Genomic DNA, 23,556 nt, shown 5'->3' on the forward strand with positions numbered 1-23,556 from the left:
TCTATTTTTATAAGGATATGGAACTAAATATTTACTGCGATTTGAAGGCCCGTCCCTCACTCAGATAAAGCGTTAACGAGATGAGGGACGGGCCTTTAGTTTAGGGCAGTCAGAACTGGATGGTTATGGTATAATTAATGTGAATTATTTCACATAAAACTCCAGTGAAGGAGCGATATTCATGGTAAAGAGAGTTGTCATAGCAGGAGGGACCGGTTTTGTCGGTCAGTATTTAGAAGATAAATTCAGCGAATCTGGCTATGAGGTGAAAATCATTTCGCGGAGAGAACCTCATATTATCTGGGAGAACAGAAATGAAATCATACAGGCTCTTGAGGGTTCAGACCTTCTTATTAACCTTGCTGGTAAATCCGTCAACTGCCGCTACAACGACAGGAATAAAGAAGAAATCCTTAAATCAAGGACAACGACTACGGAAATACTGGGCAAAGCTCTCGAAGAATGTATAAATCCTCCAAGGTTGTGGATTAATTCGAGTACAGCAACGATTTACAGACATTCTGAAGACAAACCGATGACCGAAGTTGAGGGAGAGGTAGGCACAGGCTTCTCTGTAGAAGTAGCTAAGGAATGGGAGAAGTCATTTTTCTCATTTGACCTTCCAGTTACAAGACAGGCAGCCCTTAGAATGGCCATCGTTCTTGGGAGCGAAGGAGGAGTGATGACACCTTACAAAAACTTAGTAAAGTTCGGACTTGGCGGTGTTCAAGGACCCGGCACCCAAATGTTCAGCTGGATTCATATCGAAGATCTGTATAGAGTGATACTCTTTATTAAAGAACAGGAACAACTTTCAGGCATTTTCAATTGCTCTTCACCCGTGCCGATTACAAACCGTGAATTAATGGCTGCTTTGAGAAATAAGATGAATAAAAAAGCAGGTCTGCCTTCAGCTAAATGGATGCTTGAATTGGGGGCTGTATTCATCTGTACAGAAACCGAACTGATTTTGAAAAGCAGATGGGTCCTTCCAGAAAAGTTAATAGACGAAGGATTTAGTTTTAAATATCCGACAATCCAAGAGGCCATGGAAGACATTCTGTAAAACATTATTGAATTGATACAATAGGTTTAACATGATCTTTTATTTGAAACAGTGAAGCAGCCACGTGCTTATGGGTTTGACCCTTAAAATCATCAGCTGGGCACTAACTATGCTATTATGAATGACAGGTGCTTATTTTACTGAATTCCTCGGCTCCTAATGCTCAAGGTTAAGTAAAAGTGAACAGAAAGGAGGCATCATTATGTATACATCAGGAATTGTTCCCCCATGGTTTTACATCATGGTCATTATTGTCTTTATATTATTTGTGGGAATAGGCTATTGGGTGACTAGAAGTGAGAAAGGCTTGCAAACCGGGGGAGATGGAAAGCTTGCGTTGAAGGCGATATACCATGAGAATCGTTTCAGGGCATCAGCCAAACCTGCAGAAATCATCGACGTAAAAATAAACTATGTGGGTTATATAAAACGTTACTTTACTAGTATATTTCAACAGTTGCTTACGTTCTTTTCACCTCGTAGAGATATCCATCTAACAGGTGAAAATCACGATGGAAGTATGAAAATCAAATTACATAATGTTAGAACCCACAGTAAGTTCCTCCTCAGCAGCTGGGAAGCAGAGGTTACAACAAGTGGAAAAGTTGAGAGGTTTACCATTGAGAGCAAGTCTGAAAAGAAGTCAAATATCAGACTCTCATTCCCTTATGAAAACGAAGTGATTCAAGTATCAAATAACCCTAGAGATGGTTTGATAAGTTTTCAAAAGAATGAGGTAGAAATAGCCGTCATTACGTACCAAAGAAAGCTTCCGCCACGCAAGATCTTCATTGACTCAAAAGAAGGGGACCTGCCTCTGCTTTTATTGGCTTGTATGTTTGAGATTGTAAAATATTATGATTAAACAAAAAGTGGAAATATAGAAAGGGAGTCCCGGAAATCCAGGACTCCCTTTTCATCCCCTTCACTATTCCTGTAGAGTTTTCATGGCAATATGAAGACTTGAATAAATAGGGATATTCGAAATGTTGATACCCAGATTGATCATCGTCTGGGCAATTTCTGGTCTGATGCCAGTTAAGATAGCACTGATGCCTGAAAGGCCTAGAGCATCAATCACTTTAAAGATCCGATCAGCCACCATTGTGTCAATGATAGGGACACCGGATAAGTCTAAAATGATATGATCTAATTCCAATTGAGTTCCTTTTACCAGGGCTTTATCCATTAATTCGTGGGCACGCTTTGTATCAATATCGCCGACTAAAGGAAGAATCCCTATAGTGTCTGTGACTTTGATTACAGGAACAGACAGTTCTAGTGCGACTGATTCAGCTGCGTGAATTCTGGAATAGTATTTTTTACTGTAAGAAATGCTAAGCCAGTGGACAGCACGATCGACAACGGAGTTAAAGCGTGAAAGGACATCGTAAAATTCTGTATACGAAAGCTGCTGTTTTTCAGCTTCATCTCTGATGATTTTTCCAATGCGATCTCTGTAATTCCGAATCTCTTCAATTGCAATATCCAGGGGAAGATCTAATTCTATCAGTAAATCAACGGCCTGTTCTCCCCATTTTTTTAATTTTATATAGGAGGTTTCAAGGTCGTTGTTGATTGATTGAGCATAAATGTCAATAAGGTTATGCCGCCAAACCTTTAAATCTTTACTAATCTTACTTGAGTAATTATCATGATTATCAACTGCTCGTTGATCAACCATACTTTCTTTTAAGCTGAGTATGGCTTCAGCAATACCCATCATTTTTGTATTTTCCATATTCACAGACAAACAATCATTCCCCTTCCAGGACTTTTTAAAAATATGGTATCATAAAAAACATTCTTCGTCTTTTAATTTCCTGACTTTTTTAAATTTGTATTCATTTGTTATTTGATGTGATGGCCTGCTATGAAAGTCTTTTTCATGCTAATTTTCACTCCACTCCACCAATAATTTTTCAGATATTCCATAATAAACCGTATCCGTCTCGTCCCTTAACCCGTAACGGACAATACATGAATCAGCCACCCAATTTACTTCAATGGAATCCACCACTGCACATCGTTTCAAACCGGCAATTTCAATCATGATGGAATCATTCAGTTCATATGCAGTTTGAAATGACAACAGTGCCCTTTTAATAGAAGGAGAGGATAAACCATCTTCCACATTAACATACTTCTTGAAAACTCCGTCGATATCATACGTGATAAACGAAGAGTCCTCATATAATCGAAAACAAATCCTTTTTATCACACCGGCTTTCAAACTGCTTGCTTTACCTTGGTCTCCATACAATTCATCATTGCTAATGATCTTTTCCAATGGAATGACTTCAACCGTACCGTACATAAGCGGCCCTCCAAGTATGAATGTCTTATTTATACCTATTAGAAATCTTGGCTTAATAGACCAGGGAATGGAAGATTAATAGACTTATAAAAATAAACGGCATGTTATATTTCAAAGATAAATAGAAAAATAATCCAAAAATCTTATTGCGAACATTCGTTCTATCGATTATGATAAATATGTATTGGGTGATGGCAGAAATTTGAATTCTTCTACAGTAGGAGAAACCGGTATTGCATGGTGTTTCAAAACGCTATGATTCTAACTTAGGAGCTGATTTTGTTGACAGTACAAGTATTTCCTTATTTGGTGATGGATGGCAATGCGAGAGAGGCAATCAATTTTTACAAAGAATCGCTGGATGCAGAAGTTCTTTTTATCCAGTCTTTTGGAGAGAGTCCCGAGGACCCTGAGTTTTCCTTGCCCGAAGAAGCGAAAGACCGTATCATGCATGCAACGATAAAAATCGGTGAAACTGAATTGATGTTCAGTGACACATTCCCGGGACAGCCTCACTCAACGGGCAGCCAGGTGACACTATGCATCACAACGACCGACGCCGAGAAATCACAGAAACTATTTGATGGATTAAAGCAAGGCGGCGAAGTAACGATGCCTTTACAAAAAACGTTCTTCAGCCCGCTTTACGGATGTGTCATCGATAAATATGGCGTGACGTTCCAGATTTATACTGGCGAAGAAAAGTAAATTAAAAAAACTGTGATTACAAATATCACCCATACCACCTAACCTAGAACCTTACATAACATCAAATACAGTTAAAAAGCCTATCCCCAGTTCAAACGGGGTGGGCTTTTTACATTTAATAATCTCTATATATAGCAAAACAAGTTGCATCTTAATGAGACAGCAGCCACCCATAAATATGTTACAATCGATTTATCGAATAGTCGTTATAAAGCATGAAGGAGCGAAACATGAATATTAAGATTAAACATAAGATCATTCAAGATATGTGTGGTACTGTCTCCTTCAAGAGAGGAGAGTCATACTTTCGATCGAACAAAGTCAATATAGAAGAGTATAATGATAATAATTGTAAAGCGACGGTAAATGGTGCCGAAACGTTTCATGTCACTGTCAAAAAAGACGCTTACGGTGATTTGCAAACTGATTGCAGTTGCCCGAAACTGGCTTCGTTTGACTTGTCTTGTCAGCATGTCGCTGCAGTATTGATCGCCATTCAGCAGCAACAACAGACATCCGGCCGGAATTTGACTGAAGACTTTTTTACTTTATTCAATCAAAGAGAGGCCCGTTCAAGCGGTGAGCAGCGCCACTTTGAAACGAGGGAATCCGTCCATACTGAATTTACATGTATACCTGTCTCGCTGGGTGATGGCACCAATCACATCAGTATCCAAATGAGAATCAATAACTATCCAATTGAAAATTTACGGACATTTTTATTCAAGTTGCAAGAAGGAAGACCTTACGAGATCGCAGAAAACTTTACATACTCAACCAAGAAATATTTTTTCAATAGAGAAACGGATGCTATAGTGAGAGTTTTGATCAAAGTTCTCCTTGATGAGCGAATTTATATAGAGGAAATGAACGAGAAAGTACATCTAGATAAAATGACAATGATTATTCCTCCGTCTTCATGGGAAACCATACAACCTTTGCTCGTTAAACTATCTGATGCGAAATGGGGATATATGGGTAACTGGTTCAAAGGCATTCAGCAATCAACTACAACTCTCCCGTTGGTATTCAATTTTGATGAAACTGAGGACAGTCGATATACATTGAGTATTTCCGGTCTATCAGAAATGGTTTTATTAAAGCCATACCATTCCATTCTCTACAAAGGAAAGCTATTTGAACTAAACGAGACAGACTGCAGCAGGCTTGAAGAATTACAATCCATGCTGGATGCATCAAAAACAAATGAAATAGCCATTCCAAAAGAAAAAATCGGCTTTTTCCTTGAAAAAGTGGCTCCGCATCTAAAAAAGCTTGGGGAGGTAAGGATGTCAAAATCATTGACGGATCAGTTTATCAAATCTCCCTTGATTGCTAAACTCTACTTGGATCGGGTGAATAATAAACTGCTTGCCGGCCTCGAGTTTCAATATGACCATGTAGTCATAAATCCATTGGAAGAGGATGTTCCAGCCGGTTCTCTGATCATTCGGGATGACGAAAAGGAACAAGAAGTTTTAGCCCTCATGGAAGACAGTTCCTTTGCCCAGACGGAGGGCGGTTATTTACTCCACAATGAAGAATTGGAATTTGAATTTCTTCACTATCAAGTGCCCAAGCTGCAAAAAATTGTGCGTATTTATGCTACCACCGCAGTAAGAACTCGAATTTTCCGAGGGGACGCAAAGCCGCAAATCAGGGTAAAGGTGAAAAGAGAGCGGACCAATTGGCTGGAGTTCAAATTCGATATGGACGGAATTCCGGAAAGAGACATCCATGAATTGTTGTCAGCACTTGAGGAAAAAAGGAAATACTATCGAATGCGAAATGGCTCACTGATGTCATTGGACACAAAAGAAGCTCAGGAAATACAGCGCTTCCTGCAGAGAGCAGAGGTGAACCCGGGCACACTCGCAAACGGTCTCGAACTCCCAATGACTCAATGTCTGGAACTTCTGGATCATGTAGATGGAAGCGAAGGGTTCAAAATAGAAAAATCCTTCAGGGGGGTTCTGGAAAGTCTCCGTAATCCAAGAACTAGTGAATTCAAGGTGCCGAGAAATCTTGATTCCATTCTAAGGGATTACCAGAAGAATGGTTATCTATGGATGAAAACGCTCGCCCATTATGGATTCGGAGGCATTCTTGCAGATGATATGGGCCTTGGTAAAACACTACAGAGCATCACATTCCTTCAATCAATCCTGGAGGAAATCAGAAGTGACAAAGCACCTGCACTCATCGTTTGTCCTTCTTCAGTTACATATAACTGGTTAAGTGAATTTTCGAATTTCACACCGGACATTGAAGCAATGGTTATTGACGGAAACAAAACGAACAGAACAAGACTGCAAGCAAATATTTCGAAGGTCGATGTCCTCATCACATCCTATCCAATCGTCCGACGGGATGTCCATTGGTTTGAAAAACAGAAATTCTCAGCTGTATTTTTCGATGAAGCCCAGGCGTTTAAAAATCCGGTGACCCAAACGGCCCGAGCAGTTAAAAGAATTCAGGCCAGTCACCGCTTCGCCTTAACCGGAACGCCAGTCGAAAATTCAATTGAAGAACTGTGGTCGATTTTTCACGTTGTCTTCCCGCAGCTATTCCTTGGATTGAAGGAATACAGTCAGCTCACACGTAAAACCATCGCTCGCAGGATCCAGCCTTTTATGCTGCGGAGAGTAAAAGAAGATGTTCTCGAAGAACTTCCAGATAAAATCGAAATACGGGAAACCGTAGAACTGCATCCCGAGCAAAAGAAGCTCTATGCTGCTTACCTTGCAAAGCTTCGTCACGACACATTAAAGCACCTGGACAAAGACACACTGAGAAAAAACAAAATTAAAATCCTGGCAGGCATAACAAGATTGCGGCAGTTATGCTGTCACCCAGCCTTATTTGTGGACGGATATAAAGGAAGATCCGCAAAAATGGACCATCTCATGGAAATCCTTGAAGAATCGAGCCATTCGGGAAGAAGAGTCCTTATTTTCTCCCAATTCACCAAAATGCTTCAGCTGATTGGCAGGGATCTGGCAGGTAAAGACACACCATTTTTCTACCTGGATGGGGAAACACCTTCTGAAGAACGGTTGAACTTGTGTAATCGATACAATAAGGGGGAACGGGATATCTTCCTTATCTCACTTAAAGCGGGAGGGACCGGTCTTAACCTTCATAGTGCAGACACGGTTATCCTGTACGACACTTGGTGGAATCCTGCTGTGGAAGAGCAAGCTGCAGACCGGGCTCATCGGATGGGGCAGAAGAATGTCGTTCAAGTGATCAAACTGGTCGCACGGGGGACGATTGAAGAGAAGATTAATGAACTCCAGGAAAAAAAGAAAGATTTAATCTCAGAAATTATTGATCCGGCAGAAAAAATGGGAACTATCCTTAGTGAAGATGACATTAGGGAAATATTAAGGATTTAATTAACCTTTTCTCGGAAATTCATCTAATCTATTCATATAGGAAAAGTTTTCAGGCAAACGTTTATAAAAATGGTAAAATAAAAGAAGTATTTAATTTAACGATGATAAAGCTTATTATTATCCTAAAAAGGAAGGTACCCGATGTCTATTGATATAGAAGAACAAAGCATAACAAGGATTAACCAGGACGGGAAGGAATACATATTAATCGGCACAGCCCATGTATCAAAAAAGAGCGCAGAACAAGTCAAAGAAGTAATCGAAAGGGAACAGCCTGATTCCGTATGTGTAGAATTGGATGAACAAAGATACCTATCAATCGTGCAAGGCGATAAGTGGAAAGAAACGGACATTTTCAAAGTTATCAAGGAGCGCAAAGCTACTTTCCTGTTGATGAACTTAGCGATTTCTTCTTTCCAAAAAAGAATGGCGAAGCAGCTTGGCATTCAAGCTGGGCAGGAAATGATTCAGGGAATTGAATCTGCAAAGGAAGCGGGGGCGGAGCTTGTTCTTGCTGATCGTAATATCCAGATAACGTTCTCGCGAATTTGGAGCAATGTTGGTTTCACCGGAAAAGCAAAACTGCTCATGCAAATTATTTACAGTATCTTCAGCAATGACAGCATTTCGGAAGAAGAACTTGAGAAGCTGAAATCGAAGGACATGCTCGAAGGGATGCTTAACGAATTTACAGAAACCTTCCCTCGATTGAAGAAACCTTTGATTGATGAAAGAGATCAATACCTTTCTCAAAAGATTAAAGAAGCTCCAGGTAAGAAGATCGTCGCTGTCTTAGGAGCTGCTCATGTTCCGGGTATTAGAGAAGAAATCAAGAAAGACCATAATCTCGACCGATTGAATGAACGTCCCCCAAAATCCAAGCTTCCTAAAATCATAGGTTGGGGAATCCCAATTTTTATCCTTGCCCTTATTGCGTACACATTCATTTCTAATCCTGATGCAGGTATGCAGCAGTCAATCAGCTGGATATTATGGAATGGAGGATTTTCTGCCCTGGGTGTGGCAATAGGACTCGGACATCCTTTAGCTATTTTGACTGCGTTTGTTGCGGCACCCTTCACTTCACTTAATCCATTGCTGGCAGCAGGATGGTTTGCAGGTGCAGTTCAGGCATACATCAAGAGGCCGAATGTTGCCGATTTCGACCGGCTATCCGAGGATGTATTAAGTATGAAGGGATTCTGGTCCAATAAAGTGACTCGTGTATTATTGATTGTAGTGTTAGCTAACCTTGGGAGTTCGCTGGGAACTTTTATCGGGGGAGCAGATGTCATACGGTTATTCTTTGAAAACCTTTAATTTGATTTATGGGTAAGCTGCTTTCAGGAAAGCAGCTTTTTTTATTTAACTTATCGAGGTTGAAGTTTATAATAAGAACAAGTTTCCAGAGTAACCTGCTGAGCTCAAGTTAAGAGGCGAAGAAGTAGTAAAAACCTCATACTTGGCTGATATTAAAAAAGACCATAAAGGGACATCATTTGTGTAAGTTAAAGGGGGAAGTTTTATTTGATTAAAGTCCTGCATACAGAAAAACTGATTCTGAGACGTTTCAGCAAATCAGACGCTCCAAGTGTTCAAAATCTTGCTAACAACAAAGAAGTGGGAGAAATGATTGGTTTGCCTCAACCGTACTTATTGAAGCATGCGCTTGACTGGTTTGATATCCAACCCGGATTGTTTGAAAAAGAAATTGAATATCCATTGGCGATCGTGCAGAAAAGAACGGACGAATTGGTCGGCACGATCACGCTGCGGGTGGATAAAGACAACCAGAAGGGGGAGCTTGGATACTGGATCGGGAGACCTTTCTGGGGTTTGGGATTTGCAACGGAAGCCGTTAAGAGGATGATGTTGTTCGGAATGGAAGAGCTTGAATTAAATAAGATTTGGGCTTCTGCGCTTTCCAGGAACATCGGCTCCATAACAGTACTACAGAAAGCTGGCTTGGTTAAGGAAGGCGTGCTCAAACAAGATCGGCTACTAAGTGGAACATTTGAAGATATCGAGGTATTTGGTATTGTTAAAAGTGATTTTGAAAATCAGCTAAAATCCCAAAAAAGAAAAGGCCGCCAAGCATTTTAAGTTCTAATTTATTTTTCATATGTGTTTCCCTTCAATATGTAGTCTTCTTATGTACTTTCCAACGGTAGTTAAATTATTCAGATATGGATTGAACTCACTTGGATTCTCTCAGGTTCTTGGGTGATTTCAAGATATGAAGAAAAAAAGATATGAGCAAAAAGAGGGAAGAGTTTGAATTAGGCTCATCCAAACTCTTCCCCCGTCATAAGGGACATAAACCGATTATAAAACTTCTTATAATCAAACCCGAATGCAATCCGATGCTTCTTTGCGTCTTCCTCAAAATTGATGTATGGCCTGATGTCAGTGATGCTTTGTCCTTGATTGACATGCCCCTCTGTGGTCACGATATAGACAGGAAGTTCTCTGAAGGTGAACATGTCTTCGTAAAGTGGCGCCATAAGGGTGATCGCATCGTGCACGGGACTGCCCTGTATATCTGGATTTCGTTCTTTGTAGAAAGCATAGTAGTAATCGAGCAGAGGCTTTAACAGCTCAGTTCGTCCTTTGGAGTCGATATAATCCACCATTTCAGGCGTCACGATCGCATAATCGGTGACATTAAGAGGAATGATCGTCAATTTATCCGCATAGTTCATGACTAGCCGTGCCGCAACGGGGTCTGAATAAAAGTTCGCTTCTGAGACCGCTGTTACATTCCCTGGAACCCAAAATGCTCCTCCCATTACAAATATTTCCTTCACTGTATCCATAAGATCCGGATATAGGATATACATCGTAGCGAGCGACGTCAATCTCCCAATACTAACAATGGTTAGATCTCCGTCATATTGCTCAATGAGGTTTACAATTTCAAAGAAATTTTCAGATGTGTTACCCAATTTATCCGGGATGATAGGTCCCAATCCATACTCACCATGAATCTCTGGGTAAAATGTCGGTTGCTGGGCCGTCATCGGAATTTCCGCTCCTCCTATAATAGGAAACTTCTTTTCTTCCGGAACGTAGGTCATTAAGTAATTTGCTGTCTGGATTGCACGTTCCCTCGGGACATTTCCGTAATCTGCAACCACTCCCACAAGTTCTATATCATCACTTAAGTATGCATATATTAGCGCGATGATGTCATCGATACCGACATCAGCGAAAAGCAGAACCTTCTTTTTCACAAGGAAACACTCCTGCCTGTTTTTTCACATTATATGGGAACCGGATATTGTCCTGTGTCAAAATGGCAAGAATACTAGCTTCAGCCTCCATTCATAATAGTGAAGTTTATTGACTTTCTATCCTAACTATTGAACTTAACGGTAACTTAAATGGTAAAATAAAACTATCGGAATATTCTTGAAACAAAATGGTCAAAGGTGAAGTTCAAGAGAAATTGAATCAATTGGAGATAAGTGAATGAATCTACCCAATCACTTACCGTCATGCCAGGAAAATACATAAAGGGAGAGAAGTGAAATCATGAAGAAAATCGAGAACTTTTATCTTGAGGATCATCACCTCCAACAGCTTATGTGCCATTATCTCAAGGGCGACTTTTACCAATGGGCTGAAGGGGAGCTGACTGAATTCGGAGGAATGTGTGCTGGGGATATTGATGAGCGTGCGGCTCATACCGACCGAGAAGGACAGCCGCGGCTGATCAAGTATAATCGTTTTGGTGAGGAAGTCTCAGAGATCTGGGTAAATGAAGGCTATAAGAAAACAGTCGAGGAGACATACAAAAAAGGGATTGTCGGCTATATCCACAAAGAGATACCCGAACTCGGGTCTAAAGGTAACTATCTCTATTCATATGCACAGGGTTATCTTTTGTCCCAAACCGAGCCAGGATTCTACTGTCCAGTCACTTTAACGATGGCGACGGCATTACTGCTCGAAAAATATGCATCTGATGAAGTGAAAAAGAAATTCCTAAAACATGTGCTGGCGACGGGAGAGGTCGAGTTTTATGAAGGAGCAACATTCTTGACAGAGAGACAGGGAGGGTCGGATGTAGGTGCGAACGAAGTGCGTGCCGTTGAGAATGGTGATGAATATAATTTATATGGGGAAAAATACTTTGCATCTAATTCCGGTATGTGCGGTGTCGCCATGGTACTGGCTCGAATCGATGGTGCTGGAGTCGGAACGAAGGGTCTCAGTCTTTTCGCTGTACCATGGAGAAAAAAGGATGGCAGCTTGAATGGCATCCATGTCCGCCGGTTGAAGGATAAGCTTGGCGTTCGTGCCGTCCCTTCTGCTGAAATCGAATTTGATGGAGCAAGAGCCTATCTTGTGGGGGAACCAAACAAAGGCATTTATTATATGATGGAAGCCTTGAACCTATCCAGGATCTGCAACGCGGTTGCCTCAATCGGAATCATGCGCAGAGCCTATATGGAAGCGAGAAATTATGCATTTTACCGTACGGCTTTTGGAGAGAAGCTTGCACATTACCCCATGATCAGGGAGAGCCTTGTAAATCTGGCAGCTAAGCAGGAAGTAGAAACGAGTGCTGTATTCAGGTTGGTGGAAATGTTTGATCGGATATCGGATGATAATATTCCGACATCAGAAGATGATGCTGCACTCACCCGTCTGCTTATTGCCATTTTAAAAAAAGAAAGCGCTGAACAGGCAATCCATTTTTCACATGAAGCGATTGAATTACATGGAGGCAACGGATATATAGAGGATTTCGTTCTTCCTCGGCTTCTGAGGGATGCCCAGGTACTGACGGTTTGGGAAGGCACGGCAAACATATTAGGGCTTGAAGTGCTTCGGTTGATGAAGAAGTACCGGGTACACGAGTTGTTTCTGAGTAAAATGAAGAAGGAACTTGCAGGACTTCCTGAAGAGCTGATTAAGCTAGGCGAACCGGTCCTCGAAGGATTAATTGTTCTAGAAAAATTACTGGTGAAAGTAGCGGAGGCTGACGGTGATACCCAAACGTATCATAGTAAACGTATCGCAGAATTGATGGTACTGATTTATGAAAGCGTGGTTGCCCTAAGTGATGCAGCACTATTCGGAGGCGAACGCAGGAGAATGATCGCTGACATCTACATTGAGAACGCTTGGAAGAAGAATGAATGGCTGGATTCAGAAATGAAATCACTTAAATATTTTAAAGAAATTGTTGGATTGAACGTTAAAGTTTACTAAATGAGAAACCCCGGGCTTATGGATGCCCGGGGATTTAATTATTTTTCACAGCAACATGGACAATCACATTCTTTTTTTGTTTGACATTTACAACGTTTGCAACTGCAATTTTTCTTAATCATGGGGTCACCTCCAGGCAGGTTTTCTTAGTAACAAGGATAACCAGTTTGTGCTGTTCCATACTTGTTGGAATGTAGTGAAGGGTTGGTTAATTTATATAGAACGAATAGCCATTATCAAAAGGCATGTTTTCTCCTTCTACTGCACATATTATTCCTAGCACCTACGAAAGGGGATTTAGATTCATGAAAGAAGGTAAACAACATAAAGAAGTACCGCTAAAAGAAAAAGGCGACATGCAAACCATTGAAAACATTTCAAACAGCGAGAACGTACAGGCAGAACCACAACCCCAGCCAAAAGATTATGATGAAATCGAATACTGAATCGGTTATCATTACATTACGTACGAAGGCCCGTCCCTCACCGATTTAAATCGGTAAAGGGCGGGCCTTAAAAAGGGGGATGCAAGATGGGGGATGTAGTGATAAGACAGGAAATAATGGATGATTTTGCAGGTATTAAAGATGTGAATGATCTTGCGTTTAAGAAAGAGGATGAATCGATACTGATAGAGAAAATCAGGGAGAGTGATGCGTATATTCCGGAGCTTTCACTCGTTGCCATTTCAAATGAAGGAATCTTGTCAGGACATATTCTATTCAGCAAAATACATATTGAGAATAAAATGGGGGAGCAGGTACCCTCCATCGCTTTAGCGCCAGTGGCGGTCCGTCCTGATCATCAAGGGACAGGAATAGGGAGTTCTCTGATAAAGGAAGGAATAGCCCGCGCAAGGAATCTGGGGTATACTTCGGTCATTGTATTAGGCCATCCAACATACTATCCTCGATTTGGCTTTAAACCTGCGAGGGAGTTTTCCATTAAAGCTCCAGTTGATATCGGTGATGAATTCTTTATGGCGATGGAATTAAAGAAAGGCGGCCTTTTTGGAGTCAGCGGCACTGTTCGTTACTCCGAGCCATTTGGAATCTAGAAAATTAGCTCTCTGTCCCATGGTCCGGCGGCTTTCTTAAAGATATGCTATGAAATCACATTCGTCTTTTCTGTGGAACAAAACCAACTAATTAAAGAAAAGCTGAAGTTTGTCATAACTTCAGCTTTTCTTTATCTTGGTGCCCATAAAATAACGGACACACCAATCATACATATAGCAGCGCCAATAACATCATAAACATCAGGCGTGTTCTTATCGACCCACCAGCCCCACAATATTGCAAGCACGATAAACACTCCGCCATAAGCTGCATACACTCTTCCGAAGCTCGGGAAGTTCTGCAGCGTTGGTATGATACCGTAAAGAACCAGGGTCAAGCTGCCGAATACTCCGTACCATGGAGATGCATTTTCTCTAAGCCAAATCCAGACAAGATACCCGCCGCCGATTTCCGCCAGCCCTGCAATGATGAATAGTAAAATTGCTGATAAGATTTCCATCCCGTCCTTTCTTTAAAGTGATTGAATAGGTACAAGTATATCAGAGGAGCCTGCATGAACATTTCCTTTATCCCTTTTGTTATATTTGACAGCTTCTCATACTTTTTTTATGATTAAACTATAATACATGAACACATTGTCATATATTGAAGTAGAATAGGAGTGACACCGTGGGTAAAAATAAAAAAGATGATAAATTGGTCGAGTTTATTAACGGAGAGCCGGTCAACAATCCTGAAAACTGCGTAGAAATCGATGAAGAAACATTATTTATAGTCACACAAACGTTCAAAGCGCTTTCTGAACCAACCAGGGTCAAAATATTGCACCTATTAGCCCAAAAAGAACATTCGGTCAATGAAATTGCTGAGAGACTGTCACTTCTTCAAACGACTGTTTCACATCAGTTACGTTTCTTGAAGAATCTGCGATTGGTCAAATACAGACGTGAAGGAACTACGCTTTATTATTCAGCTGATGATGATCATGTGATGAACATGCTTCAGCAAACGATGCATCACGCGAGACATCACTAATATCACGGGGGAATCTACATGAACGAATATAAACTCCAAGGCCTTACATGCGGCAACTGTGCCAGGGAAATGGAGGAACAGATAAAACAATTAGAAAACGGAGAGGGAACAAGAATTCTCTACAATAGCAGTAAGCTGGTGTTAAGCGAGGGAGTAAACATGCAGGAGGTTGAGAAAATTCTTTCATCTGACGGGGCAGCAATTATGAAAGAGAAGCCTCACGATCATTCTGAGCATGACCAGGCTCATGTTCACTCTCACAGCAGCAATGATAATATGAAAATTTTAATCGGCTTGTCTGCAATTATTTTCTTTTCCGCTATTTATGTAGACACTCAATTGAATAATTTGGTGCCTGTCATCATGTATCTTACAGCCGCAGCAACAAGTGGTTATCCCACTTTTATCAAGGGTGCGAAAAACCTTTTTAAGCTGAAATTCAATATTGATACGCTAATGACAATTGCACTAATAGGCGCTTTTTCAATCGGTGAATGGAAAGAAGGTACACTTGTTGCAATTCTGTTTGGCATCAACGAGCTTCTTGAAGGTTTAGGAATGGAAAAAGCAAGGAAGTCTATGGAAGAGCTTCTCAAAGTGGCCCCGAAAGAAGCAGTTCTCCTTGAAAACGGACAAGAGCGGGTTGTACCGATCAGTACATTGGTTGTTGGGGATCTGGTGCTGGTCAAGTCTGGTCAGAAGATTCCATCCGACGGGATTGTGGCTTCCGGAAGAAGTTCTGTAAACGAAGCAGCCATTACAGGCGAGGCCATGCCTGTTGAAAAAGAAGCAGATGAAAAGGTATTTGGAGGAAGTATTAACAACGAAGGGGTACTGAAAGTTAAAATTACGAAAGAATATAAGGATTCATCCCTTGCTAAAATCCTTCATTTGGTCGAAGAAGCACAGGAAACCAAAACCCCGACCGAGCAATTTATTAATCGTTTTGCCAAATACTATACACCCATCATTATGGTGATATCTACTCTCGTTATGATCATACCTCCACTATTACTCAATGGAGAATGGGGATTCTGGTTTTACCAAGGACTGGCGGTTCTCATTGTTGGCTGTCCTTGTGCGTTGATCCTATCATCACCGATTGCAATTGTTTCAGGGATTGCACGGAATGCCAAGAATGGAATCCTTATCAAAGGCGGAGTATTCCTTGAACAGCTTGGAAAGATCGATACAATAGCATTTGATAAAACTGGTACATTAACGAAGGGGCATCCATATGTAGAGAGAATGGTTGTCTTTGATGAAGAAAACTTCCTCCATGTGGCGGGTTCAGTTGAAAAATCTTCATCACATCCAATTGCAAAAGCAGTGATGGAAAAAGTGAACGGTGAAAAAATCCCACTTGCAGAACCTGAAGAAATCAACACCATTTCCGGTCAGGGAGTTTCTGCAGTCATTGACGGAAAACCATACAAGGTAGGCAATGAAAAAAGTATTGTGTTCTCATTTCCTTCCAACGTATTGGAAAACATCGATACCTTGAAAAGTGAAGGATATACACTGGTGATTGTCTCGAGTGAAGAAGAAGTTTTAGGCCTCTTTGGTATCACCGATGAAATCAGGGAGGAGAGTAAAGACATCATAGGTGAACTTTACTCATCCGGAATCAGAAATGCCGTGATGCTAACCGGAGATCACAATAAAACGGCTGAAAAAGTCGCAAAGCAAGTCGGGTTGACGAATTACTATGCAGGTCTATTACCCGATGAGAAAGTGGCAAAAGTGAAAGAACTGACTGAGGGAGGAAAGGTTGCCATGGTAGGTGATGGGATAAACGATGCACCTGCTTTGGCAACTGCAGACCTGGGTATTGCCATGGGTAAAGGAACAGACAGCGCTATAGAAACGGCTGATATTGTCTTGATGCAGGATCATCTGGGAAAACTTCCTTCAGCCATCAAAATATCAAAAAGAGTGAATAAAATTATCAAACTGAATATTTCACTTGCACTCGGTCTGAAGTTGATTGCCTTATTATTGACAATCCCTGGGTTACTGACACTCTGGATTGCCATTTTGTCTGATATGGGAGCAACGATTCTGGTCACCTTGATCAGCTTGACAGTCATGTTCGGGGAGAAGAAACAAATAACCCCGAGATAGCATGAATTTCACATTATATTCAAACGTTTCCGTATAAAATAAATGCTTAAAGAGTTAGAATGGTAACAAAGGTACTAAGGAGGTTGAGGGATATTCTAAATCTACTATTGGGATACGTCATATTATCCATACCTGCATTACTCGTTGTTTTATTTTTCAAGCGTAAATCGAAAAAAGAACTAGAGAAATTAGATGAAATTGAGTATACCTCAAGAGATTGAATAGAAAGAAATGCTCATGGTCACAGCCATGAGCATTTTTTTGTGATGATTTCTTTATATTTATTTGATATTTTTCTTAACTATATCCAGATGATTGAGATCTAAGGAGCAACACTTTGATAAATTGCTTCCGGTAACGAAGAAATAGGGATCTTTTTAAAAAATACCCATCCGACGCTGGATGGGTTTTTAAAATTATCTGCCGCAGTTACATTTTTTACCGTGATGTTCACGGTGTTTATGACAATTACAATGATGATGCTTCATGCAGCCACAGTCGCCATGATGGTGTTCTTTCTTGCATCCGCACTTACTGTGTTCTTTCTTGCATCCGCATTTATTCGAATGGTGATGATGGTCGTCTCGTCTGTGGCATTTGCAGGAATGAGAATCGTTGATCTTAAAACATTTTTGTTCAACGGCTTCATTTCTTCTGGAGTCTCTACAGTCATCATGGTCATAGTCGTCATCATAGTGTGAACAGTGTATAAACATCAAATTATCCCAGAAACTGCAGCGGTTGTGTCTTTTTCTCCTTCTGTCGCAGCCATGAAAATATGGAAACCACATATTACTTCCCCCTAACTCCACGTATTTGCCTGAGGTAATACCTCGACTTAGTACATTCTATGTATATTTGTCCAATTGGTATGGACGAGCGCCCGTTTTCACGGGAGATTTTTACACTTAATGTGGATATCTGTATTTTAAAGGAGCATGTAGTTGGGGCTCCTTACGACTATTGATAATGAGGGAAGAGATGATATAATTCTATACTTGGATAAAGATTAAGAGATTAAAATCTTTGAGTTTGAAAGAAAACACCTGCTTTAAGGGAAGGGTATGAATGATATGAATAGAAGATTACTAGGCATTAGTGTAATTATGTTTCTGTTAATTGTCTCATTTAGTCTTTTTGCAAATGGTGAATGGGCTGATAATGATTCTAAAGCAGTTGTAAAAATAGAGGAAAAGGAGCTAAGTGCGTTTTCCGGATTAAACCTCGAAACGAAAACCAAAGAGGGAGAGCTGTTTACTTCTTCTATATCTACACCGATTACGAAAAGTGATGCACTTAATAGCCAAATCAATGCCTGGATCCAGAAACAACAGAATGAGTTTATGAAGGAAGTTAAAATAAATGAGGCATTTATCAATAAAGACAAACGTGCACATTTAAACATAAATATTGATACAGCTAAGGTTAACGACCACATTTATAGTTTAACTTTGGAATCTTACCAATATACAGGGCGAGCAAGTGGGAAGAAAGAGATTCAGCCATTTACTATCAACTTGGAAACTGAAAAGGTTCTTGCACTGCAGCATGTAGTAAAAGACAACACTGAGAAGAAGATTGCCTCTCTTGTTAAGAAAGAAATTTTGGCAGATAACAACTTGGTCATGTATGTTTTTGAAGATATTTTGAATGAAGTATTAAAAGAGCCCAGCGAATGGAAATGGTCGTTAAATAAAGATGGATTTACTCTCCATTTTGATGAGAGTGAAATTGCTGCAGGAGCCGCTGGGTCGGTTAACATCGAAATACCTATTGAAAAAATGGCACCCTATCTTGACGAAGAGATCCTGGAAGGGTTAAAAGAGAAGACAGTGGATGAACTGCCTGAAGAAGTCACTCCTGATAACGTTGACCTTGATCCGGATAAAAAGGTTGTAGCCTTAACGTTCGACGACGGGCCCCACCCAAAGGTAACACCTGAAATACTCTCGACTTTGGATGAATTCGATGCAAAAGCAACATTTTTCATGCTGGGTAATCAAGCAGAGTATTATCCTTCGGTTGCTCAGGAAGTGGCGCAGGAAGGACATGAAATCGGTAATCATACGACGAGCCACATGAATCTCACCAATCTCAACAAAGAAGAAATAATTAAAGAAATCCAAACCTCAAATCAATTGATCAAAAAAGCCAGCGGTCAAACCCCGTCTGTTTTCCGTCCCCCATATGGAGCATTTAATGAGGACGTAAAAGAATACATAAAGGAAAAAAATACACCTTTAGTTTTATGGTCTGTTGATTCACTTGATTGGCAGTCACGTAATGCAAATGATGTGAATAAAAAGGTTAAAGAAGAAATTGTTTCAGGTTCCATCATCTTATTGCATGATATTCACCCATCAACAGCCGAAGCCCTGCCTAAGCTTCTCGAAAGCTTGGAAAGGGAAGGATACCAATTTATAACCATCTCACAGCTCCTTTCACTTCAGGGGCAATCGGGTGTGGGACCTCATTACGGAAAAACTAAATAACCTAAAAAGCCGCATTTTAAATTTAAATGCGGCTTTTTGTACATATTGATTGTATGTTTCTTACATTTTAGGGCAATGCTCTGATTTCCTATTGAACTAGTCAACAAGTAAAATCAAATGGAGTTTTAGATGGCTGCTTTTCAACCAGTTGGAATTGTTCCTTATAACTAAAGTATACCACACAATATATGGAAACTTTAGACTGTTTTTTCACATTTATTTCCACTAAAATCAAGATTGGGTGAAGAGGAGGGGATTACGATGATTAAAGGATATGCAGATTTAAAAGGCACATCGGAATATTTTTCACGGCATTGTGAAATACCTGCCAGGAAAACACCTTGGTTTATGGTGTCTCCGATTGCACTGGGGACTCACCTTGGAGACATGACTGAAGCTGATTCAATTCTTTATAGACAATCTTTATCCTATGCTCTGACTCATGGAATCAATTTCATAGATACAGCCATCAATTATAGAGGGATGAAATCGGAGCGGGATATTGGAAAGGTACTATCGGAAATGATCTCTGGAACACGCTTGAAAAGAGATGAGATTGTCATTTCTACTAAAGCAGGACTAATTCCGGGTGACATTGATGCAAAGCTGGTTCCTGCTGAATATTTAAAAGAAATTCTTTTATTCAACAACATCATTTCTGAAACCGACCTTAATATTGTTGAACACAGGAAACATGTGTTGACCCCAAGCTATTATCAGTTTGCAATGGAGGAAAGCAGAAAACATTTAAACCTCGATACCATTGATATCTATTACATTCATAATCCTGAAATTTCAATGAGAGTGTTAGGACCTCAGGTATTCTATGAAAGACTGATTGATTTGTTTTCGTATCTTGAACAAGCGGTGCTCCGTAGGAAGATTCGATTCTATGGAATAGCCTCTTGGGACGCATTTCTCGTTAGCTCCGATCATCCATCTTATATTTCTTTGGAAAAAATAATCGAGACTGCGGAAAGAGCAGCAGGGAGGCATCATCATTTCAAGTTCGTGCAATTCCCCTTTAACCAAAATAGAAGCGAAGCCATTAGGAAGAAGAATCAAGTCGTGTCGGGAGTCCCTTTAACAATTTTGAAAGCTTCAGACGAACTTGGAATCTATGTAACAACCAGTGCGCCATTCGATCTTGGTAACTTGATCAAAGCAAGGGACTCATCTGTTTTATTAAAAACTGTAACAGAAACGGATGGCATCCTCTCGGTAATGACAGGAATGAGACATGAGGAAAATGTCAAAGCAAATCTAGGTTCGATTACTATGCACAGGAAGGAGGATAATCAATGAAGCTCTACACATTTCATCAAAACCAAGGAACCAAGATTACAAAATTTGATTCAAATTTCGTCATGTCTAAAATCGTCCAAACAAATCAAGAAGCACATGTTGGGTGTATGTATCTTGGAGAAAAGGGCATCATCGGGTACCACCAGGCGGTAGTGCCACAGCTTTTAATGATCTTGAAAGGAGAAGGGCTGGTAAAAGGGGAAGAAGGCGAATATGTACCCATAAAAGCCGGTGAGGCTGTCTTTTGGGATAAAAATGAGTGGCATGAAACCAAATCAGAAAACGGGTTGGTGGCGATTGTCATTGAATCTCCCGAATTGGAACCAGCAAAGTTCATGCACTTAAAGTATCAGTAAATATAAAAAAGGAAGCCCTTAATTCCGGGCTTCTTAATAATCTATTTTCTTAGTTTCCAATCGTCTTGAAGCATCCCGTATACCACATGGTCAACGTAATGATCATACAGCCATTCAGCCTGTCTGATTGTACCTTCTTCGACAAAGCCCAACCGCTCGGGTATGCTTCTGCTTTTTTTATTCCCTTTAGCTGCCCTGATATCCACTTTATTTAATTTGTGATACTCGAAAGCGTACTCCGTCAATGCTTTTGCAACTCTCGTCATAATGCCGTTTCCCTGATAGTCTTGATGGAGCCAATAGCCGATATAGGCTGTTTTATTTGACCAATCGATCGAATTATATCCAGCCGTGCCTACCATTTTCCCTTTATATAGAATGACGGTATTCATGCTTTTGTTTTCAGCATAGCTCCGCATACAGCCTTGAATGAATTCCTTTGAATCTTCTACTTTTTTTGTATAATCCACCCATCCCAGCCACTCTTTCAAATGGTCCCTTGCCGTATCGACCAATTGAAACATTTCTTCAGAATCATTTAAGTCTACCAATTTCAATGACAAATCTTTATCAATCTTATGTACAAACATGATCAACACCCCTATAAACTAATATTGTACAATTTTACTATATGAATAGGAAAAATACACAATAACTTTTTTTAAAAACTATTTATAAAGGATAAATCAAGCGTGAAACCGAATGGTACATATATAATATAGAAAAAAAAGAGGGGTTTCGATGAGCATCCACGAACTGAGTGAACGAAAAGATTTATTTGAAGAGGCAGTCAATGCTTTTTGGAAGCAATGGGGAAGCGAAGAAAGCTACAATTTTTATAGGGATTGTATGCTGCGCTCGTGTGAAACGGATGAGGAGGTACCTAGGTTTTATATTTCTGTAGAAAATGGGGCAATCATTGGAACTTTTGCTATCTTGCGCAATGATATTAACAGCAGGCAGGACCTGACTCCTTGGCTTGCTTGTTTATATGTAGACCCTGCATTCCGCGGAAAAGAGCTTGGATCACAGTTTCTGCAGTATGCTATTGACGAAGCAGCCCGAAAAGGCTATAAAAAACTTTATCTTGCAACGGATTTGGTTGGATACTATGAAAAATATCAATGGCTTCATTCATCGGAGGCTTACGGAATAGGTGGTAGTTCAATAAAAGTGTATGAGAAATCAACGATAGATTAATACATATGATTTAGTTAGTGGGAGGTAATGGGATGAAAAACATACACTGGGGAGAACTGAAAGACTTAAACGATTTAGTTCATATTGATAAATTAATTATAGGAAATGAAGAAAGGTGCCTGGAGATTGAAGAAGCAATCGTGAATCATCAATGTTTAGTTTACAAGACAAATGGAGAAGCAGTTGGTTTTCTTTTATTTAACAACTATTTCTTTGATCATACGTTTATATCTTTGGTCATAGTCCATCCCCATCATAGAAACAAAGGGGTGGCGCGGACACTTATCGCGGCGTTTGAAGAAGAAATAAACGAAGATAAGATCTTCTCTTCTACGAACCAATCACACGATATCATGCATCACCTATTTCATTCTCTGGGCTATGAAAAGAGCGGTTTTGTTGACAATCTTGATGAAGGGGACCCCGAAATCATTTATGTGAAAAAGAAGATTGGGCAGGGGCGTAATGATAGAACGGATTGACACAGAAAAGGAATCAATTGTAAAAGAGGATTCGGGTTTGAAGTTATCGATGAAAAGGAATTAACGGAAGGATTATGGATTACAACTTTCAGGAAAGAACTGTTATAAACAAGGAGGACTAAAGATGGACAGTATCATTTTTGATTTAGATGGGACGTTATGGGATCCCCGTAAAACGGTAGTGTTTGCATGGAATAAGGTTATTGAAAATCACGACAAAGTAAAAAAAGAACTGACCTCTCAGCAGTTAAAGGAAACGATGGGACTCCAGATGCACGAAATTGGGCGTAAGTTGTTTCCTGAACTAGAGGAAAAGGAGCGTGAGCAGTTCCTGAACACCTGCTCGGAAGTAGAGAAGGAGCATCTTAGTGAAAAAGGCGGAAACCTTTATGAGAATGTGGAAGAAGTACTGGAAGACTTGGCAAAAAAGTACAAGCTCTTTATCGTAAGCAACTGCCAGCATGGATATATCGAAGCCTTTTATGAGTATCATAGATTGGAAAAGCACTTCATTGATTATGAAAACCCTGGAAGAACCGGACTTTCGAAAGGGGAAAATATTAAATTGATCATCGAACGTAACCATTTAAAGCAGCCAGTTTACGTAGGAGATACTGATGGAGATCGGAAATCAGCCCAGGATGCCGGTATACCGTTCGTGTATGCAAGGTATGGGTTCGGTGAAGCAAGTAATTACGATTATGTCATTGATTCATTCGATGAAATGAATGAACTATTCTAATGAATGAGAATAGCAATATCGGAATATTTGCGGTGATGCAAGGTGACCAAAGCAAAACGCAGTTAACTTTTCTTTTCAAACCTATTTAATTC

23 protein-coding genes are annotated in these 23,556 nt (G+C 40.2%); 18 read left to right on the top strand and 5 right to left on the bottom strand.

The genetic code is table 11. The features are described 5' to 3' along the window. Window positions 1-181: 181 nt before the first annotated feature. Together AAEO50_RS04010 and AAEO50_RS04015 are read left to right on the top strand one after the other, a co-directional pair. The gene (locus AAEO50_RS04010) at window positions 182-1,066 is read left to right on the top strand and encodes a TIGR01777 family oxidoreductase (protein WP_341980699.1); all 885 of its coding nucleotides are present in this window, start codon (window positions 182-184) and stop codon (window positions 1,064-1,066) included. Window positions 1,067-1,268: 202 nt separating this feature from the next. Beyond that, a complete protein-coding gene (locus tag AAEO50_RS04015) occupies window positions 1,269-1,931 on the top strand; it encodes a tubby C-terminal domain-like protein (RefSeq protein WP_341980701.1) in 663 nt (220 codons plus the stop codon). A gap of 63 nt (window positions 1,932-1,994) precedes the next feature. Here the strand turns inward: AAEO50_RS04015 and AAEO50_RS04020 are convergent, their stop codons facing one another. Together AAEO50_RS04020 and AAEO50_RS04025 are read right to left on the bottom strand one after the other, a co-directional pair. Then, window positions 1,995-2,813 carry an STAS domain-containing protein gene (locus AAEO50_RS04020; RefSeq protein WP_341980861.1) on the bottom strand — a complete coding sequence of 273 codons (819 nt, stop codon included), beginning with the start codon at window positions 2,811-2,813 and terminating at the stop codon, window positions 1,995-1,997. 144 nt (window positions 2,814-2,957) lie between these two features. Continuing rightward, entirely contained in the window at window positions 2,958-3,383 is a 426-nt protein-coding gene (locus AAEO50_RS04025; protein ID WP_341980703.1) for a hypothetical protein, read from the bottom strand. A 282-nt stretch (window positions 3,384-3,665) separates the two neighbouring features. Between AAEO50_RS04025 and AAEO50_RS04030 the strand changes: the two genes are divergently transcribed. From AAEO50_RS04030 to AAEO50_RS04045, 4 genes are all read left to right on the top strand, one after another. Further along, window positions 3,666-4,091 (top strand): VOC family protein, encoded by a 426-nt coding sequence (locus AAEO50_RS04030; RefSeq protein WP_341980705.1) that lies wholly within the window; start codon window positions 3,666-3,668, stop codon window positions 4,089-4,091. Between the two features lie 230 nt (window positions 4,092-4,321). Continuing rightward, the gene (locus tag AAEO50_RS04035; RefSeq protein WP_341980707.1) at window positions 4,322-7,489 is read left to right on the top strand and encodes an SNF2 helicase associated domain-containing protein; all 3,168 of its coding nucleotides are present in this window, start codon (window positions 4,322-4,324) and stop codon (window positions 7,487-7,489) included. Between the two features lie 141 nt (window positions 7,490-7,630). Beyond that, window positions 7,631-8,809: a TraB/GumN family protein gene (locus tag AAEO50_RS04040; protein ID WP_341980709.1), complete on the top strand. Its 1,179-nt coding sequence runs from the start codon at window positions 7,631-7,633 to the stop codon at window positions 8,807-8,809. 207 nt (window positions 8,810-9,016) lie between these two features. Beyond that, complete coding sequence (locus tag AAEO50_RS04045; protein WP_341980711.1) at window positions 9,017-9,592, top strand: GNAT family N-acetyltransferase; 576 nt, start codon at window positions 9,017-9,019, stop codon at window positions 9,590-9,592. Window positions 9,593-9,774: 182 nt separating this feature from the next. On the opposite strand, the gene AAEO50_RS04050 is transcribed toward AAEO50_RS04045, so the two are convergent. Then, a complete protein-coding gene (locus tag AAEO50_RS04050) occupies window positions 9,775-10,722 on the bottom strand; it encodes a nucleoside hydrolase (protein ID WP_341980713.1) in 948 nt (315 codons plus the stop codon). 301 nt (window positions 10,723-11,023) lie between these two features. Here AAEO50_RS04050 and AAEO50_RS04055 point away from each other — a divergent pair, with 301 nt between their 5' ends. From AAEO50_RS04055 to AAEO50_RS04065, 3 genes are all read left to right on the top strand, one after another. Further along, entirely contained in the window at window positions 11,024-12,709 is a 1,686-nt protein-coding gene (locus AAEO50_RS04055) for an acyl-CoA dehydrogenase family protein (protein WP_341980715.1), read from the top strand. Window positions 12,710-13,014: 305 nt separating this feature from the next. Further along, on the top strand, window positions 13,015-13,155 hold the full coding sequence (locus AAEO50_RS04060; RefSeq protein ID WP_341980717.1) for a hypothetical protein: 141 nt from the start codon (window positions 13,015-13,017) through the stop codon (window positions 13,153-13,155). Between the two features lie 86 nt (window positions 13,156-13,241). Further along, a complete protein-coding gene (locus tag AAEO50_RS04065; protein WP_341980720.1) occupies window positions 13,242-13,766 on the top strand; it encodes an N-acetyltransferase in 525 nt (174 codons plus the stop codon). Window positions 13,767-13,897: 131 nt separating this feature from the next. On the opposite strand, the gene AAEO50_RS04070 is transcribed toward AAEO50_RS04065, so the two are convergent. Further along, window positions 13,898-14,221: a YnfA family protein gene (locus AAEO50_RS04070; RefSeq protein WP_341980863.1), complete on the bottom strand. Its 324-nt coding sequence runs from the start codon at window positions 14,219-14,221 to the stop codon at window positions 13,898-13,900. 215 nt (window positions 14,222-14,436) lie between these two features. Here AAEO50_RS04070 and AAEO50_RS04075 point away from each other — a divergent pair, with 215 nt between their 5' ends. From AAEO50_RS04075 to AAEO50_RS04100, 6 genes are all read left to right on the top strand, one after another. Then, window positions 14,437-14,763, top strand: coding sequence for an ArsR/SmtB family transcription factor (locus AAEO50_RS04075; protein WP_425383151.1), 327 nt, complete (start codon window positions 14,437-14,439; stop codon window positions 14,761-14,763). Between the two features lie 18 nt (window positions 14,764-14,781). Then, complete coding sequence (locus AAEO50_RS04080; RefSeq protein WP_341980722.1) at window positions 14,782-16,887, top strand: cation-translocating P-type ATPase; 2,106 nt, start codon at window positions 14,782-14,784, stop codon at window positions 16,885-16,887. 461 nt (window positions 16,888-17,348) lie between these two features. Continuing rightward, the gene (locus tag AAEO50_RS04085) at window positions 17,349-17,588 is read left to right on the top strand and encodes a hypothetical protein (RefSeq protein WP_341980724.1); all 240 of its coding nucleotides are present in this window, start codon (window positions 17,349-17,351) and stop codon (window positions 17,586-17,588) included. A gap of 405 nt (window positions 17,589-17,993) precedes the next feature. Next, window positions 17,994-19,379 carry a polysaccharide deacetylase family protein gene (locus AAEO50_RS04090; protein ID WP_341980725.1) on the top strand — a complete coding sequence of 462 codons (1,386 nt, stop codon included), beginning with the start codon at window positions 17,994-17,996 and terminating at the stop codon, window positions 19,377-19,379. 261 nt (window positions 19,380-19,640) lie between these two features. Further along, window positions 19,641-20,684 carry an aldo/keto reductase gene (locus AAEO50_RS04095; RefSeq protein ID WP_341980728.1) on the top strand — a complete coding sequence of 348 codons (1,044 nt, stop codon included), beginning with the start codon at window positions 19,641-19,643 and terminating at the stop codon, window positions 20,682-20,684. Then, window positions 20,681-21,040, top strand: a complete 360-nt coding sequence (locus AAEO50_RS04100) for a cupin domain-containing protein (protein ID WP_341980731.1) — start codon at window positions 20,681-20,683, stop codon at window positions 21,038-21,040. Before AAEO50_RS04095 ends, AAEO50_RS04100 begins: the two co-directional genes overlap by 4 nt. A 41-nt stretch (window positions 21,041-21,081) precedes the next feature. On the opposite strand, the gene AAEO50_RS04105 is transcribed toward AAEO50_RS04100, so the two are convergent. Beyond that, window positions 21,082-21,630 carry a GNAT family protein gene (locus AAEO50_RS04105; protein ID WP_341980734.1) on the bottom strand — a complete coding sequence of 183 codons (549 nt, stop codon included), beginning with the start codon at window positions 21,628-21,630 and terminating at the stop codon, window positions 21,082-21,084. A 151-nt stretch (window positions 21,631-21,781) separates the two neighbouring features. Here AAEO50_RS04105 and AAEO50_RS04110 point away from each other — a divergent pair, with 151 nt between their 5' ends. The 3 genes from AAEO50_RS04110 (at window position 21,782) to AAEO50_RS04120 (ending at window position 23,464) form a co-directional block, all read left to right on the top strand. Next, window positions 21,782-22,240, top strand: coding sequence for a GNAT family N-acetyltransferase (locus tag AAEO50_RS04110; RefSeq protein WP_341980736.1), 459 nt, complete (start codon window positions 21,782-21,784; stop codon window positions 22,238-22,240). A 32-nt stretch (window positions 22,241-22,272) separates the two neighbouring features. Beyond that, the gene (locus AAEO50_RS04115; RefSeq protein WP_341980737.1) at window positions 22,273-22,722 is read left to right on the top strand and encodes a GNAT family N-acetyltransferase; all 450 of its coding nucleotides are present in this window, start codon (window positions 22,273-22,275) and stop codon (window positions 22,720-22,722) included. 124 nt (window positions 22,723-22,846) lie between these two features. Continuing rightward, entirely contained in the window at window positions 22,847-23,464 is a 618-nt protein-coding gene (locus AAEO50_RS04120; RefSeq protein ID WP_341980739.1) for an HAD family hydrolase, read from the top strand. Window positions 23,465-23,556 lie beyond the last annotated feature (92 nt).

This window comes from Rossellomorea oryzaecorticis, from assembly GCF_038405515.1.
GTDB lineage: Bacteria > Bacillota > Bacilli > Bacillales > Bacillaceae_B > Rossellomorea > Rossellomorea oryzaecorticis_A.